General features: G+C 60.1%; 11 protein-coding genes and 1 pseudogene. 7 read left to right on the top strand and 5 right to left on the bottom strand.

Annotated elements, in window-relative coordinates; translation table 11 throughout:
* Positions 1 to 86 precede the first annotated feature (86 nt).
* Positions 87 to 797 carry a cytochrome b561 domain-containing protein gene (locus CK215_RS16345; protein ID WP_095831534.1) on the top strand — a complete coding sequence of 237 codons (711 nt, stop codon included), beginning with the start codon at positions 87 to 89 and terminating at the stop codon, positions 795 to 797.
* A 123-nt stretch (positions 798 to 920) separates the two neighbouring features.
* Here the strand turns inward: CK215_RS16345 and CK215_RS16350 are convergent, their stop codons facing one another.
* From CK215_RS16350 to CK215_RS16360, 3 genes are read right to left on the bottom strand one after another with little or no spacing between them, the layout of a single operon-like run.
* A complete protein-coding gene (locus CK215_RS16350; protein WP_095831671.1) occupies positions 921 to 1,646 on the bottom strand; it encodes a ribonuclease activity regulator RraA in 726 nt (241 codons plus the stop codon).
* A gap of 11 nt (positions 1,647 to 1,657) precedes the next feature.
* Entirely contained in the window at positions 1,658 to 3,301 is a 1,644-nt protein-coding gene (locus tag CK215_RS16355; RefSeq protein ID WP_095831535.1) for a hydantoinase B/oxoprolinase family protein, read from the bottom strand.
* A complete protein-coding gene (locus CK215_RS16360; RefSeq protein WP_095831672.1) occupies positions 3,285 to 5,417 on the bottom strand; it encodes a hydantoinase/oxoprolinase family protein in 2,133 nt (710 codons plus the stop codon). Before CK215_RS16360 ends, CK215_RS16355 begins: the two co-directional genes overlap by 17 nt.
* 326 nt (positions 5,418 to 5,743) lie before the next feature.
* On the opposite strand from CK215_RS16360, the pseudogene CK215_RS31805 reads away from it, so the two are divergent.
* Positions 5,744 to 7,239, top strand: a pseudogene (locus CK215_RS31805) (aldehyde dehydrogenase family protein).
* 13 nt (positions 7,240 to 7,252) lie between these two features.
* Positions 7,253 to 8,905, top strand: coding sequence for a choline dehydrogenase (locus tag CK215_RS16370; RefSeq protein WP_095831536.1), 1,653 nt, complete (start codon positions 7,253 to 7,255; stop codon positions 8,903 to 8,905).
* Here the strand turns inward: CK215_RS16370 and CK215_RS16375 are convergent.
* A complete protein-coding gene (locus tag CK215_RS16375) occupies positions 8,898 to 9,350 on the bottom strand; it encodes a RidA family protein (RefSeq protein ID WP_095831537.1) in 453 nt (150 codons plus the stop codon). The genes CK215_RS16370 and CK215_RS16375 overlap by 8 nt on opposite strands.
* Positions 9,351 to 9,530: 180 nt before the next feature.
* On the opposite strand from CK215_RS16375, the gene CK215_RS16380 reads away from it, so the two are divergent.
* The 4 genes from CK215_RS16380 (at position 9,531) to CK215_RS16395 (ending at position 13,958) form a co-directional block, all read left to right on the top strand.
* The gene (locus CK215_RS16380) at positions 9,531 to 10,268 is read left to right on the top strand and encodes a FadR/GntR family transcriptional regulator (protein ID WP_095831538.1); all 738 of its coding nucleotides are present in this window, start codon (positions 9,531 to 9,533) and stop codon (positions 10,266 to 10,268) included.
* A gap of 148 nt (positions 10,269 to 10,416) precedes the next feature.
* Complete coding sequence (locus tag CK215_RS16385; RefSeq protein WP_095831539.1) at positions 10,417 to 11,508, top strand: ABC transporter ATP-binding protein; 1,092 nt, start codon at positions 10,417 to 10,419, stop codon at positions 11,506 to 11,508.
* Positions 11,509 to 11,854: 346 nt separating this feature from the next.
* Positions 11,855 to 12,853, top strand: coding sequence for a Gfo/Idh/MocA family oxidoreductase (locus tag CK215_RS16390; RefSeq protein WP_095831540.1), 999 nt, complete (start codon positions 11,855 to 11,857; stop codon positions 12,851 to 12,853).
* A 67-nt stretch (positions 12,854 to 12,920) separates the two neighbouring features.
* A complete protein-coding gene (locus tag CK215_RS16395) occupies positions 12,921 to 13,958 on the top strand; it encodes a pyridoxal-phosphate dependent enzyme (protein ID WP_095831541.1) in 1,038 nt (345 codons plus the stop codon).
* Positions 13,959 to 13,967: 9 nt separating this feature from the next.
* Here the strand turns inward: CK215_RS16395 and CK215_RS16400 are convergent, their stop codons facing one another.
* Positions 13,968 to 14,717 carry a FadR/GntR family transcriptional regulator gene (locus CK215_RS16400; RefSeq protein WP_095831542.1) on the bottom strand — a complete coding sequence of 250 codons (750 nt, stop codon included), beginning with the start codon at positions 14,715 to 14,717 and terminating at the stop codon, positions 13,968 to 13,970.
* Positions 14,718 to 15,174: the final 457 nt, after the last annotated feature.

Below are 15,174 nucleotides of genomic sequence, written 5' to 3' on the forward strand. Positions count from 1 at the left end.
AAGTTTTTGGGTTCCTGGCTCCTGGCGCGTCAGCAAGGGCGCCCAGGCGGCACAATAGATCTGCGCGCCAGACGGATGACCAACACATGGACGCTCCTACCACTTTGCAATTGCCATTTGGCTTCGCACTCGAGGCGCATTGGGAATATCACGCCTGGCTGATGTTCACGATCTGGATCGTTCTGGTGCCCGGCATTGTTCTTCTCACCCGGTACGGCAAGCCGCCGCCCTCTCGCGAAGGCATACCGAACGGAAGTCCTAGACTTGGTCGCAAGCTCTATTGGTTCACCGTTCATCGCCTGGGACTTTCCTTGCTTGCCTTCAGCAGCCTTTGCGGAGGGTCGATCGCCTTGCTGGCGAACGGAGGCTTGAGTGCCACGATCCACGCAGTATTTGGCATTGCAACCGTGGTCCTCGGCATCCTCCAGCTTGTGAGCGCGCGCCTTCGCGGGACCCATGGCGGCCCCGATGCATCCACCCAGAGCGCCACGAACGCCATCGTCGATCGGGGCGACCATTATGACATGAGCCCGCAACGCCGATGGTTCGAGGCCTACCATAAGATTGTCGGGTACTTCACCGGGGCCCTGGCGTTGGGCGCGGTCGTGACCGGCCTGTCTCAGTACTGGATCTCGAGCCTAGCTATCGGCCTCGGCCTCGCCCTTATCATATGGGTGGTGACTATGATCGTCCTGGAGGCCAGGGGATTCCACCACGACACATATCTGTCGAACTTCGGCACCGGAGCTGGTCACCCGTTCAACAAGCTTCGGATCGATCAGATGAATGGTGACTAAGACCAGGGACCGCTGTGGGAGCATCGGCCGTTGGCTGTCGCCACAAGTCGGAAAGGCGGCGGGCTGCGGAGGGAGGATCGCAGCCCGCCAAGCCGGCCTCGGGAGGAAGAGGCCGCTTTAGGTCTAGCGCCCTGCCTTTTTGCGCCAGACGTCATATTTTTCCTGGTTTTCCGGTTTCGTGCAGGGGTAGAGCCCGATGATCGAGGCGCCGCCGCGGACCTCCTCCAGGACGAAATCCTCGAAGCTTTCCATCCCGGTGCATTCCTCCGCAATCTCGTCGGCGAGGTGAGCCGGGACCACCATCACGCCGTCCTTATCCCCGATGAGGATATCGCCAGGGAAGATCGGCGCATCTCCGCACGAAATGGGCACGTTGATGTCCAGCGCTTCATGATGTGTCAGGTTGGTTGGCGCAGACGGCCTGGCGTAGTAGGCGGGCATGTTCAGCGCGCCTATGCCTTCCGCATCGCGGAAGCCGCCATCCGAGACCACGCCCGCCGCGCCGCGCAATGCCAGCCTCGTGATCAAAATAGAACCCGCGGTCGCTGCCCTGGCGTCCTTGCGCGCGTCCATCACGAGGACATGGCCGGGTGGGCAAGTCTCCACCGCCACGCGCTGTGGATGCTCCGGGTTCCGGAAAACGGTGATAGGATTGCGATCTTCGCGCGCGGGAATGTAGCGCAGTGTGAATGCCGGGCCGACCATGTTGTCCTGTTTGGGCGCGACCGGAACGACGCCCTGAATGAACTGGTTGCGCAGCCCTCGCTTGTAAAGCGCCGTCGCGATGGATGCAGTGGATATCTTCTTGAGCTTCGCTCGCGTTTCGTCAGATAAGCTATGTTCGCTCATGCTTTCCTCGTTCACTTGGTTAGACCATTTTGGCGATCGGCCGTGACGCTGCCGGCATCGCGCTCGGCGGCGGGGCCATAGCCGCCGCCGCCGGGCGTTTCGACGACAAGCCTGTCGCCCGCAGGTACCAGTTGCTTGCCTTTGCCCTTGAGGAATTTGCCTGACTTCAGCGCGACTTTCCCCGGAGCACCGTTTGCGCCGCCGAAGCGGCCGCGTGCGGGGTTCTCGATGCGGTCGAGGGCTGCGTAGATATAGAACGGATGGCCTTCGCGATGACCGATCTCGATGCTTTGACCGAGACCGCCACGAAATTTCCCAGCTCCGCCCGAACCGCCACGCAATTCCTTGCGCCAGAAAATGAGCGGGGTCAGGGTCTCGAGGATCTCGACAGGAACACCAGACACCCCCGACGGGAAGGCCGTCGCATTGAGCCCATCAAGCCGCGAGCGGGCTCCGGTGCCGCCGGTCTGAACCGACAGCGCCGAGAACCGTCGCGTCCCTGCGATGCCTTGTGTGAGGCACGCGTCATGCGCGTCTTCAAGGATGAGATTCCACAGAGCTGATGCGCCCTCGGCCAAAACGTTCTCGGGAACCAGTTGCGCAAGACAGCCATAGACCACGTCGGGCAGCATCTGGCCGATGACGTGTCGCGACGATACCGGGGCAGGGCGTTGGGCGTTGACGATCGTCGCTTCGGGAGCCGTGACGGTCACGACGGAAAGCGAGCCCGAATTGTTCGGGACCTCAGGGAAAAGCGCGCAGGCGACGGCATAGGTCGAATAGGCCTGGGCATAGCTGATCGGCACGTTGATGCCGCGCGCTGAAAGTCCCGATGTGCCAGTAAAATCCACCGTGATGTGGTCGTCCGCAATTCGGGTCGTTGCCTTCAAGGTGACCGGCCGGTCGTAACCATCGATCACCATTTCGGCCTGGGCCGTGCCTTTGGGAATTGCGGCGATCGCCTTCAGGGCTGCGTCGCGTGAGCGCCTGACAATCTGGTCGCAGAGCGCGGTCAGATCGGTAAGATGAAACTCCTCCAGCATGTCCGCCAGCCGGCTCACTCCGATCTGATTGCAGGCGGCGAGGGACATCAGATCGCCTTCGAGTTCAGCCGGGTAGCGCGAATTCGAGCGCGCGAGGGTTATCAGGGTCTGATCGATCTCGCCCGCTGTGATCATTGCAAGCGGGGGGACGTAAAAACCCTCCTCGAAGACATCGCGGCCGTCCGGGCCGAAGCCGATGCCTCCGACGTCCATGAAATGACAAGTCGATGCAAAAAGCCCAACCAGATGGCCTCTATGGAAGGCGGGCGTCACCGCGACGAAGTCATGCAGATGGCCTGTTCCCATCCAAGGGTCGTTGGTGACATACACGTCACCCTCGCGCATCGTGCCTGCGGGATAGCGGTTCAGGAAGTGCAGCACCGAGGCGGCCATCGTATTGACATGTCCGGGCGTGCCTGTAACCGCCTGTGCGATCATGCGGCCGTCGGGGTGGAAGTAGCCGGCAGAAAGATCGCCCGATTCGCGGACGATCGGGCTGAACGCCGTGCGGCGCAAGGCCTGGGCCTGTTCCTCGACGACGGCAATGAGGCGGTTCCACATAATCTGGAACTCGATCTCGCCAATCTGCTGGATTTCAGGGCTGACGGTCATTTGTCGCTCCCTTGCGATCGGACTGTCGGGCCGCTTGTGCGGCAAGATTGGTCAGGACCAGGTGGCCGAATGCATTGCATTCGACACAAAAATCCCTCGGAACGACTGTGTTGGTCTCACGCTCGGTGATGACGAGCGGCCCGGTCAGGACGATGCCCGGGCCAAGCTCGGAGCGCTCATAGACGGGAGCGTGGACGGTGCTGCCATCGATTTCGGTGAAGGGGGTCTCGCCCGACGGTTCGATCTTGCGACAGCTGCCATTTGAGGCGTCATCTGCCGCGAGGACAGGTTGTTCGGAAGACGCGGTTACCGCCCACGTGAGAACCTCAATCTCGTGATTGGGCAGGAAGCGACCGAAGACCTCTTTGTATCGCCGATCGAATGCCTCCTTCAAAGCCGCGCCGTCGATCCCGCCATCTGCCGCGAATGGCAGGTCGACCTCGAGCTCGTGGCCCTGCCCGACATAGCGCAGGAACGCTGAGACATGCGCCTTGACGAGTTGGCCCCCCGCTGCCGGAGCAACCACGGCGGTGGCTTCCTGCTTCATCTGTGCGATGAGGTCGGCAGTGGCGGCATTGTTGACGTGGTCCAGCCGGCTATGGCGGCTCCGCACGACCTCGTAGGCCAAAGGCGCCTCCAGAAAGCCGATGGCAGATCCCACGCCGGCTCCCTTGGGCACGATCACATTGACCAAGGACAATTTTCTTGACAGTTGCGCTGCGTGCATCGGAGCGGCGCCGCCAAAGGCGATCATTGCGCGGCGCCGCAGGTCCTTGCCGTGCTCGGCGGCATGGACCCGGCTGGCGTTTGACATGTTCTCCTCGACGATTGCGGTGACCGCGGCGGCCGCCTGGACAGGCGTCAACCGCAACTTATCCCCTACCTCGCTTGATAGCGCTTGCTCTGCCAGGTCGCGCCGCAAGACCATGCGGCCGTCCGCGAATTTTCGGGTGTCGATCCGCCCCAACACGAAATCACCGTCGGTGACAGTCGGTCGATGGCCGCCGATTCCGTAACAAGCCGGCCCCGGCTCCGAAGAAGCACTCTCAGGACCGACCGTGAGGCGCCCCATGCTGTCGACCTGGGCGATCGAGCCGCCTCCTGCGCCGATCTCGACCATTTCGATCACGGGTATCCGGACCGGCAGGCCCGAACCCTTGAGGAACCGCTCGGTCCGATCCACCTCAAAACTGCGCGATTTCAGCGGCTGGCCATGGTCGATCAGACAGATCTTGGCGGTCGTCCCCCCCATGTCGAATGAGACGATGGCGTCAAGATCGCATTCCTTTGCGATCTTGGCTGCAAGAATTGCCCCACCGGCCGGGCCGGATTCGACCAAGCGGATCGGGTAATCGGCGGCCTGGTCGACCGTCGTGAGCCCGCCGCCCGAGGTCATAAGCAGGATCGGCGCGTTGAGCCCCTTTTGCCCCAACTCAGCTTTGAGCCGGCCAAGATAACCGGCCATGATTGGACGGATATAGGCGTTGGCAACTGTGGTCGAGGTGCGCTCGTACTCACGAATCTCGGGGCACGTCTCGGACGAGATACAAAAATAGACGTCGGGCAACATGCCCGACAGGATTTCCCGCACGCGCACCTCATGCGATGGATTCGCATAGGCATGGATGAACGAGACGGCGATCGATTGAACGCCTTGCTCCTTCAATGAATGCGCAAGTGCGACGACATGTGTGTCATCGAGCTCGAGCAGGACGCTTCCATCGGAGGCGACCCGCTCTGGTATGGTGAAGCGCAAGCCACGGCCCACCAACGGCTGTGGCTTCTTGATGAAGATGTCGTACTGGTCATGTCGGCTTTCCGAGCCAATTTCGATCGTGTCGCGGAAGCCTTGCGTGGTGATCAGTGCTGTCTTGGCACCACGGCGTTCGATGATTGCATTCGTCGCCAACGTGGTGCCGTGGAGGAAGACGTCAAGGTCACCGAATCCAAGCCCCTGCGTTTCCAGCAGGCCCTGCACGCCGTCGATAACGGCGCGTTCGGGCGCCTGATGGGTCGTCAGGATTTTGGTCGAGGCGCGGACGCCGCCGATCTCGATGACGATATCGGTGAAAGTGCCACCGATGTCGGCGGACGCTCTGTTGACGCGGGAAACCATCACCACTCCATTATCGCAGGAAGTTTTCATATTTGTAAGTTTTCCGGTTGATTGTCAATCAATCTCGCGCGCAGACTGACGCGCGGGACATCGGGTCGGGGCTGTTTGCGGCCGGCCAATAGCGATTCTGCTGCCGCTGCAGCAATTGCGATTCCTGAGAAATATGTAAGTCGACAGTTTCGGTTAGGCGATTCCGGCAATATGGGCCCCGCAAAAGGATGTTGACAAATAAGTAATTTTATTGCCCGCTTTGCACAGGGGTTTTGGCACGCCGCTTCGACAGCTAGGGTCAAAAGACGCTCGCACAGGGAATGTAGGGATTTGGAATGGCGATTGGCTTTGTTCCGCCGAAAGCGGTCAGACAATTTGGAAGCTGGATTGATGGCGCCTGGTCGTTTAGCCAAGGGGCGCAGAGTGTGTCGGTCAACCCGGCCAATGGCACGCCGGTTTCGCTGTTGCATGAGGCGGGGGAAGGCTTGGTCGATGAGGCCTGTGCGCGCGCTCACGCTGCCTTTGAGGCCGGATGGCGCCTTTCGAGTGGGGAGCAACGCTCAAGCGTGTTGCTGCGAACCGCCAGTCTAATTCGCGAAAATGTGGATGAACTGGCCTGGTTCGAAATGGCCGAAAGCGGCAAGCCGCACAAGCAGGCGAGGCTCGAGATCGAGCGATCGGCCATGCTGTGGGAATTTGCCGCCACGCAGGCCCGCTCTCTGACAGGCGACAGTTTTGGCGGGTTAGGTAAGGACTATTTGGCCTTGACACTGCGCGCGCCAGTCGGCGTGGCCGGCATCGTGACGCCCTGGAACTTTCCGTTCTTGATCATCAGCCAGAAGCTGCCGTTTGCCTTGCAGCCGGCTGCGCCGCTGTCGTGAAGCCATCAGAACTGACTTCCGCCACGACACTGCTCTTGGGTCCTATCCTCAAGCAGGCGGGCCTGCCCGATGGGGTGTGCAACATCGTGACCGGCAGTGGCAGGCTGACCGGGGAGGCTTTGCTTAAGCACCCGCTGGCTCGAATGATCTCCTTCACCGGATCGACGGCGGTGGGCAAACACGCCATGGAAATCGGCGCTCGGATGTTGAAGAAGGTTTCACTCGAGCTAGGCGGCAAGAACGCCCATATCGTCATGAATGATGCCGATCTGGGAGCCGCGCTCGACGCCACCTTGCATGGAGCCTTTCTCAACGCCGGCCAATCGTGCAATCAAGGCGGTCGTATCCTGCTTCAGAACGGCATTGCCAAGGATTTCACGCGGAAGTTCATCGAGGCCGCGCGGTCCATCCCCATCGGCGACACACTGCGCGACGACGTGCTGATGGGTCCGATCATCAGCGAAGCGCAATATCGCAAGATTCTAGGCTACATCGAGATCGGCAAAGCCGAAGGCGCGACGCTTGCCCTTGGCGGCACGTATCGGGAAGAGGCGGGGGGGCGCTACATCGACCCGACCGTTTTCACCGAGGTCGCACCCAGCATGCGGATAGCCCAGGAGGAAATATTCGGTCCAGTCTGCACCATCCAGATTTTCGAGATGCTAGACGAGGCGTTCGCCATCGCCAATGGCACCGACTACGGTTTGTCGGCCGGCATATGGACGGGCGACACAGCCGCGGCGCTAAGGGCCGCACGGGAGCTGGAGGCCGGAACCGTTTGGGTCAACACCTATCTCGACGGACCCGCTGAGCTACCGTTCGGCGGCCTCGGCGCGAGCGGGATCGGGCGCGAGGTTGGTCGCGTCGGATGCGAAGAATTCATGGACATCAAAACTGTCCAATTGCGCAGCGGCGGATATCAGCCGCGTTGGATCGGCAAGGCCATCTGAGGGGAGGGTGAGGATGGACAAGGAATATGACTTTATCGTTGTTGGCGGCGGCTCGGCCGGCTGTGTCGTGGCTTCACGCCTGAGCGAGGATGCCGGCTCACGCGTGCTTCTTGTTGAGTTCGGCAAGAAGAACGACGGTCCTCTGGTTCGTTGGCCAGCGGGCTACGCCAAACTGCAAGGCCCGAGGTTTCGCTACGAGTGGGAAACGGTTCCGCAGTCGGCCCTCAACAACAGGCGCATGCTTTTCCCGCAGGGCAAGGTTCTGGGGGGCGGCTCCTCGGTCAACTCGATGGTCTACATCCGAGGCAACCGTCGCGACTACGATCAGTGGCGCGACTTGGGCAACGAGGGGTGGGGCTATGATGATCTGTTGCCCTATTTCCGCAAATCCGAGGACAATGAGCGATATCTTGACGACTACCACGGTCAGGGCGGGCCCCTTGGCGTATCCGACCAGCGTTCGCCGATCGACCTGACGCGGGTCTATATCCGCGCGGCGCAACAGGCTGGCTACCCCTACAACACCGATTTCAACGGCGCTCAACAACATGGAGTCGGTTATTATCAGGTCACTCAGCGCGCGGCACGCCGCTCGAGCGCTGCGCAGGCCTTTATCTACCCCAATGCCAATCGCAAGAACCTGACCGTGCAAACCGAGGCCCGCGTGCTTCGGGTGTTCGTGGAGAACGGCCGCGCGAGAGGCATCGAGGTCGCAATAAAGGGACAGACAAGCCGGATCGAGGCCAGGTCCGAGGTCATCCTGTGCGCGGGCGCAATCAATTCTCCGAAAATCCTGCTTCTTTCAGGCGTCGGACCAGCCGCCGAACTCAAGCGCGCTGGCGTGAGGGCGGTTCATGATCTGCCAGGCGTCGGCAAGAATTTGCAGGATCATCTGGACGTCTATTGCTGTGCCAGCCTCAAGGAGCCGGTATCCTATAACGGCCACGACAAGGGCCCTATGGCGGCTTGGCATACGCTGCAATTCCTGGCCTTCGGCACTGGCCCGCTCACGTCAAATGTCTGCGAGGGCGGAGGCTTCGTATCGACTGAAGGGAAAACCGATTGGCCAGACATCCAGATGCACTTCCTCCCCGCCTACGTCATCGATCATGGCCGCGTGCAGGTCAAGGGCCACGGAATGACCCTCAACACCGCCTATCTTCGACCCGAAAGCCGCGGAGAGGTGATGCTGGGGTCCGCTAATCCGGCGGCCGAGCCAATCATCGATCCGAAATACATGACGCATGAGCGCGATTGGGCGCACACCGTGAACGGGTTCAAGATTGCTCGTGAGATTCTGTCACAGCCCGCTTTCGCCAAGATCTACAAGGCCGAACACTTGCCCGGCGCGCAACGAACGAGCGAGGAGGATTTGCGGGCCTATGTTCGAGAATGGAGCAAGACCGATTTTCATCCCGCAGGGACCTGCAAGATGGGTTCCGACGAAATGGCCGTTGTGGACACCGACCTCAAGGTCCGCGGCATCGATGGACTACGGGTCATCGATGCCTCGATCATGCCGACGCTGGTTTCTGGCAACACCAATGCGCCGTCAATCATGATCGGCGAACGTGGCGCCGATGCGGTGAAAGGGCGCAAGTTGCCGCAGCAACGCACGCTCGCTCGAGAGATGCAGCAAGAGTATTCGGGCCGCACGGCTACTTGACGGCAGCGACAAGCTCGATCTCGACGCTGGAGTTGCGCGGCAGTTCGGCAACGCCCACGGCAGAGCGCGCGTGATCGCCGCGGTCGCCAAGCACCTCACGCAACAAAAGGCTTGCAGCGTCGGCCACCCGGGGCTGGAGATTGAATCCCGGCGCCGACGCGACGAACACGGTGATCTTCAGGATCTGGACGACATTGTCCAAACCGCCGACGGCATGCGCGAGAGAGGCAAGCGCGTTGCGCATCGCAAGGTCAGCCGCTTCCTTTGCCTGTTCGAGCGTGACGTCCGATCCGACCTTGCCCGGGTGGAGATCCTCATCGCCGGTCTTGGGTACATTGCCGCTGACCCATGCCTGGCCGTCGTGCACCAGAACCGAAGTGTAGCCGTAAGCGGGCGGTTGGTAGGCCGGAATCTCGTACCCGTTGTAGGTGAAGCCACCTGTCATTGTCGTTCCTCCTATGGGACGCCGCGGTGTCTGGCTTTGAGCACCGCTACGATTTGCAAGCGGGGCGAGTTGCTGGACTTATCCCGTAAATGTCGGACATGTGTCACAAAAATAGCTTGCTGTAAAACAAATTAGCTGACAGATTACAAATATGTGCAAATCCCAAGCCCGGGCAGAGCGATGAAGCTCAAACTGGCAGACCAGGTCTATGGCGCTCTTCGGCAATTCGTCGAATGCGGTGAGTGGCCGGAGGGCACGCGGATACCTCCGGAGACCGAGCTTGCGAAGAACCATGGCGTCTCGCGGCCTGTCGTCCGGGAGGCTTTGATAAGGCTCAGAATGGAGGGCTTGATCGGATCTCGCAAAGGATCGGGGAACTTTGTGATTGGCAAAAATGGCCTGGACTCGGGTGGCTACAGGCCAATCGAGAACATAGCCGACCTCATCCAGGCGTTTGAATTTCGATTCTCCGTGGAATGCGATGTGGCTGCTTTCGCGGCGCTGAGGCGGACCGACGAGGAGTTGGAGGAGATTCGCATTGCCTCCGCCGTCGTCAGAAACCAGCCGAACGAGGAGACCTTCGGCGATGCGGATTTCGGGTTCCATCTGGCGCTGTCCCGAGCAAGCCGAAACGCAATGTATGAATCCACGCTCAGCATGCTGCGCACGCAGATCGTCTTCGGGATGCGGCTTGTCGGAGAATTCTCTCAACAACAAGCGGCAGCCCGGTCCGAGGCGATCTTCGAAGAACACGAGATGATCGTCGACGCCGTTGAGGCGCGAGATGCCGACCAAGCCCAGTTGGCAATGGGTCGGCATCTCATGAACTCACGGCGCAGGATCCTTGGCTTCGAAATCGCAAGTGATTGGCAACCCAAATCGAGGACCGAACCGTCGATGAGAAGGGGGCAGATTTGAAGCGGCCCTCCGTCAGCCGTGCTTGCGTTCTTACCGACCGCGATCGCGCGGGCGTGGCCCCTCGATCGCAAATCTGTGCACCCAGCCCGCGTTTTCCAGCGCGATTTCAGTCGCCGCCCGATCCGGCGGCCCTGTGAGAGGTTAGCTTATGTCTTCGTTGTCCATCGATAGCGTCTACAAATATTACGGACCCAACCTTTGCGTCTTGAAGAACATCAACATTGACGTCGCATCCGGCGAGTTTCTCGTTCTTCTTGGGCCATCGGGCTGTGGCAAGTCGACGTTGCTCCATGCAATCGCCGGCCTTCATAGGATCAACGCCGGCGAAATCCGTCTTGGCGAGCGGGTCCTGAACGAAGTCCCCTGTCAGCACCGCGATATCGCGATGGTGTTCCAGTCCTATGCGCTCTATCCCTCAATGACCGTCAGGCAGAACATCGCTTTTCCGCTGGAGATGCGAAAACTGCCAAAGCCGGAACGTGACAAAGCGGTTTCCGACGTCGCCAACTTGCTTCAAATCAGCCATTTGCTGGATCGAAAGCCGGGACAGCTTTCTGGCGGGCAGCGGCAGCGGGTAGCAATTGGCCGCGCATTGGTGCGAGAGCCAAGCCTTTTCCTTTTTGACGAGCCGCTATCGAACCTCGATGCTCTTCTTCGTGTCGAAATGCGAACCGAGTTGAAGAAGCTGCACCATCGGATGGGCAGAACCACCGTCTACGTGACGCATGACCAGATCGAAGCCATGACGCTGGCAAACCGCATCGCCATCCTGGACAAAGGTGTCGTCCAGCAACTTGGAACCCCAGGCGAGGTCTACAATCGACCTGCCAATCTCTTTGTTGCAACTTTCATCGGCAGCCCGCGCATCAACCTTTTGCCGGCGGTGAGCAAGGGGGGGAGGGTGGTGCTAGAGGGGTCAGGAACAATCCTGCCGGCCCCGCAGGAATTCGCCTCGGCTTTGCATCAGGATGGCCGCAGGGTCACGGTCGGAATCCGGCCGGAGCACTATGGCCTGGCAGAGGGTAACGCCGCGAGCGAGAAGACCGTCGACATCGAGGCCGACGTTAATCTGATTGAGCCGACGGGATCAGACGATGTCATTTTGTTTCAACATTCCGGCGTGGAACAGCTGGCCCTGCTGCGGGCAGGGCATGTGAACCAGAGCGGCAGGGCGCGGCTGCGTGTCGATACATCACGGATCAGCATCTTCGACAGTGGGTCCGGCGAGCGCCTTCAATGAGCCTGGATGCAGATATCCGCATGGCAGCGTGGGCTGGGGACGCATCCGTCGCCTTGTCACCATGGCAGCAAATCATGCGCGGCACCGGGTGCCCATCGCCACCTCCCAATGCGATCGGCATTACAGGTGCGTGGCGCCAACGCGCAACTGTGCGAGCCAGCCAGCCCGTCGGTCTTGTGCCCGTATTCCGCATGCGCGGAGCGCACGACTTCCGAAGGCTCCATGCCGGTGACGGATCCTTCTTGTCGCCTTCCGGTGCCGTCGATCCCGCATTGACGATATCAGCCCAAGCAGTGCGCGCCCGCTACCGGCTGACATCCACCCTCGTTCATCAGGAATCCGTGCAATGACAAAGCAACTTCGATGGGGACTTGTCGGCGCAAGCCGCATAGCCGCCGAGTGGATCATCCCCGGGATCAGGGCGACGCCAGGAAACGAAGTGGTCGCCGTCCAGGGCAGCAACCCGGCGCGTGTGAGGGAATATGCCCGGGGCAATGACATCCCGCTTACCTGCGAGTCGCTTGAGGATCTGCTCTCGGCCGGTGTCGATGCGGTCTACATCTCCAATACCAACGAAAAGCATGCCGCGTGCGCCATAGCGGCGCTCAATGCTGGCAAGCATGTGTTGGGTGAGAAGCCGATGGCCATGACCGAACAAGATGCCGAGGAAATGGTTTCGTTGGCAAAAGACAGAGATCTTGTGTTGGCGATCAACCATCATTTGCGCGGAATGAATAGCCACCGCAAGCTACGTGAACTTGTCGACAGTGGCGTGCTCGGCGACCTTGTCGCGGCCCGCGCCATGTTCGGCGTTCTGTTGCCCGAGGACAATCGCGGATGGCGCACCGATAGCGCTTCCGCCGGAGCAGGCGTCTTCTTTGACCTGACCGTTCATGACGCAGATACCCTGCACTTCATTCTGGGGGAGAAATTTGTGCGCGTTGCTGCTTTTACTTCCAACAACGGCATCTCCGCCAAAGGGATTGAAGATGGCGTAGCAACGATAGCCCAAACAGCGTCTGGCCTCACAGTCCAGATCACGGAGAGCTTCGCGATCGAGCATGCGCGAACAAACCTCGAATTGCACGGCACCAAGGCTTCTGTCTTTGCCGAAGACGTGCTGTTGCAGCGGCCCGGCGGCAGGCTGGAGCTAAGCGTGCAAGGCAACCGCCAAGAAATCCCGATCGAGCACGAAAACGCCTACCCCCGTGTCATAGCGGCTTTTGCCGATGCCGTCAGGGGCGTCGGCCGTCCGCTTGTCTCCGGCGAAGACGGTCTCGCTTCGCTTCGATTTGCACTTGCCGCGCGGACCGCGGCCGCAACAGGTCGAGTGATCGAAATCTGACCGCTTCACATGTGCGGATCGCGCCACCGGGTCGCGCCGGCAGCATCATCCAAAGGATCCAATCCGAATGACGATCGTTTCACAGGCCGAACTGAGCTCTGCGATTGCAGCGCTCCCGCGTGTGCGGCTGGCGCATCTTCCGACCCCCATCGACTACTGCCCCACCCTGACAACGCGGCTTGAAGGGCCAAAGATCTGGATCAAGAGGGATGACTGCACCGGTGTCGCTTTTGGCGGCAACAAGGTTCGGCAACATGAATTCATCCTCGGTGACGCGGTTAGTCGCGGTGTCGACGTGGTGATCCAGGGCGCCGCGTCTCAATCAAATCAATCGCGCCAACTCGCCGCAGCCGCGGCGCGGCTTGGTCTCGACTGTATCCTGATGCCTCGCAAGGACGCCCACTACGATCATGTTCAAGGCAATCAGCTTATATCCCGGCTTTTTGGTGCCAAGATCGTGCCCGTGGACGCAACGGCTTCGCTGAAGCAGGCCAAGGAAGATATGGCGGCCAGGCTGAAACGCGAAGGCCGAAGCCCAGCTATCCTCGGCATGGGATCGCAATCCGCGCTGAGCTTGGCGGCGATCGCCTATGTTAACGCGTATCTGGAAATATCTGCTCAGTTCGAAGCGCTGGACGAAGCGCAGCCCACTCACATCTATGCGACATCTCAGGGGAGCACGCAGGCCGGCTTGCAGGCGGCGGCAATGCTGCTTGGGCACCCCACTCAAATCCGCGGCATCAACCCGATGGACAGCCGCAACGAGGCCTATGAATTTCCTTCCGCGATTGCCGGTCAGTGCGAAGCGGCGGCGCGTATCCTCGGGTTCGATTTGTCGGTGCCATTGGAAGAAATTAGCAACTCCACCGATTGGGTGGGTGCCGGCTACGGCCTGCCCTCGGCGGATGCTCAAGAGGCGTCTGCCCTGCTGGCCCGAACCGAGGGTATCCTTGTTGACCCAGTGTACTCAGGAAAAGGGCTCTCCGGCTTGCTTGGCGATATAAGGTCTGGCCTTCTGACGGCGAAGGACCGCGTGGTGTTCATCCATACCGGCGGTCTGCCGGCCATTTTTTCTTACGCCGACGCCATTCTGGCTAGCACCTAGAAATGGCCGTCACAAAGCTGACGAGCTGGCGTTGACCGGCCCCAGCCTTTGCCAATTAGGTGGGACATCAAATCCCAGGATACGGTGGCGCGACTGAAGCAGATGGCTCCGCATAGCGTCAAAAGCCGCTTGCGCGTCACCGGACTTGATTGCATCGACGATCAAGGCGTGTTCGCGATAAACAGTCTGAGCTCGAGTAGTGCTGCCGATCAGCGAGAATTCGCCCACCAGGCGCATACCCAAAAGTATCTGGGGATTGAGCATCGACAGCGTCGCTTCGAACAGCTTGTTCCCAGTGCCCTTGGCGATCGCGATGTGGAATGCCAGGTCAAGATCACCGAAATCACTCTCGCTCAGATCGCTTTTGAACTTCTCATGCGCCGAGATAATTTCGGCCAGATCCTGCGGTTTGCCTCGCAACGCGCTGAATGCCGCAGCATCGCACTCAATCGTTAACCGGAACTCGAACGCGCTGATGAGGTCTGCAACGTTCTCGATAGGGCTGTAACTTCGCCTTGGTGCCCCGTTGGCGGCAATGACCACGCTCCCTGAACCCCGACGGGAGTCGATTATCCCCTCGCTGCGCAGTTGCACCAGCGCCTCGCGCACAACGGGGCGCGAAACACCAAAGCTTGCCGCCAGTTCGGTCTCGGTAGGCATGCGTGTGCCTTCGCGCCACTCACCTTCGTCGATCTGGCGGCGCAAGCCGTCATAGACGCGCTTCGAGAGCTTGATGCGCTCATCGTTTGGAGCACCCATTCGCAAAATCCGCGTGATTCTCCCAGTTGTCTTACAAATCTACTCAAGCAAACGCGGAAAATCCATAACGTGAGCATCGGCACGAAAGCGGCGAGCGCATGATCGCGTTCTGATGACTCTTCCGTGGGTCGATCAGTTGATTGTGGCGGTCGGCATGCCAGGAGTGCGCAAACGGTTGGCATGGGCCGCGCATGAAATTCGAAGGGTTCCCTCATGCGCTCTTGTATAGATGTTGAACGTCTATTTAATGTTCAACGTAGGAGTTTGCATGTGCGCTCAAACCGATTCGGCTACAGACAACGAAGCAAAGGTTGCGTTGCCCCGTAACAAACTCGTCCTCGAGCAGGCGAGGGCTGTTGGCCTCCTTGGCACCGTAGAAACTACGCGTTTGTCGTACCGTCGGAACTGATCGATGCTGCCACGAAGCGCGCCCACGGTGCGTTGCATTTTTGATATC

Source organism: Mesorhizobium sp. WSM3864 (assembly GCF_002294955.1).
Taxonomy (GTDB): Bacteria; Pseudomonadota; Alphaproteobacteria; order Rhizobiales; family Rhizobiaceae; genus Mesorhizobium.

Coding starts and splice junctions, on each gene's coding strand:
- CK215_RS16380 (WP_095831538.1), top strand. CDS start 9,531: ATGAAGCTCAAACTGGCAGACCAGGTCTATGGCGCTCTTCGGCAATTC.
- CK215_RS16345 (WP_095831534.1), top strand. CDS start 87: ATGGACGCTCCTACCACTTTGCAATTGCCATTTGGCTTCGCACTCGAG.
- CK215_RS16400 (WP_095831542.1), bottom strand. CDS start 14,717: ATGGGTGCTCCAAACGATGAGCGCATCAAGCTCTCGAAGCGCGTCTAT.
- CK215_RS16360 (WP_095831672.1), bottom strand. CDS start 5,417: ATGGTTTCCCGCGTCAACAGAGCGTCCGCCGACATCGGTGGCACTTTC.
- CK215_RS16355 (WP_095831535.1), bottom strand. CDS start 3,301: ATGACCGTCAGCCCTGAAATCCAGCAGATTGGCGAGATCGAGTTCCAG.
- CK215_RS16375 (WP_095831537.1), bottom strand. CDS start 9,350: ATGACAGGTGGCTTCACCTACAACGGGTACGAGATTCCGGCCTACCAA.
- CK215_RS16350 (WP_095831671.1), bottom strand. CDS start 1,646: ATGAGCGAACATAGCTTATCTGACGAAACGCGAGCGAAGCTCAAGAAG.
- CK215_RS16370 (WP_095831536.1), top strand. CDS start 7,253: ATGGACAAGGAATATGACTTTATCGTTGTTGGCGGCGGCTCGGCCGGC.
- CK215_RS16390 (WP_095831540.1), top strand. CDS start 11,855: ATGACAAAGCAACTTCGATGGGGACTTGTCGGCGCAAGCCGCATAGCC.
- CK215_RS16385 (WP_095831539.1), top strand. CDS start 10,417: ATGTCTTCGTTGTCCATCGATAGCGTCTACAAATATTACGGACCCAAC.
- CK215_RS16395 (WP_095831541.1), top strand. CDS start 12,921: ATGACGATCGTTTCACAGGCCGAACTGAGCTCTGCGATTGCAGCGCTC.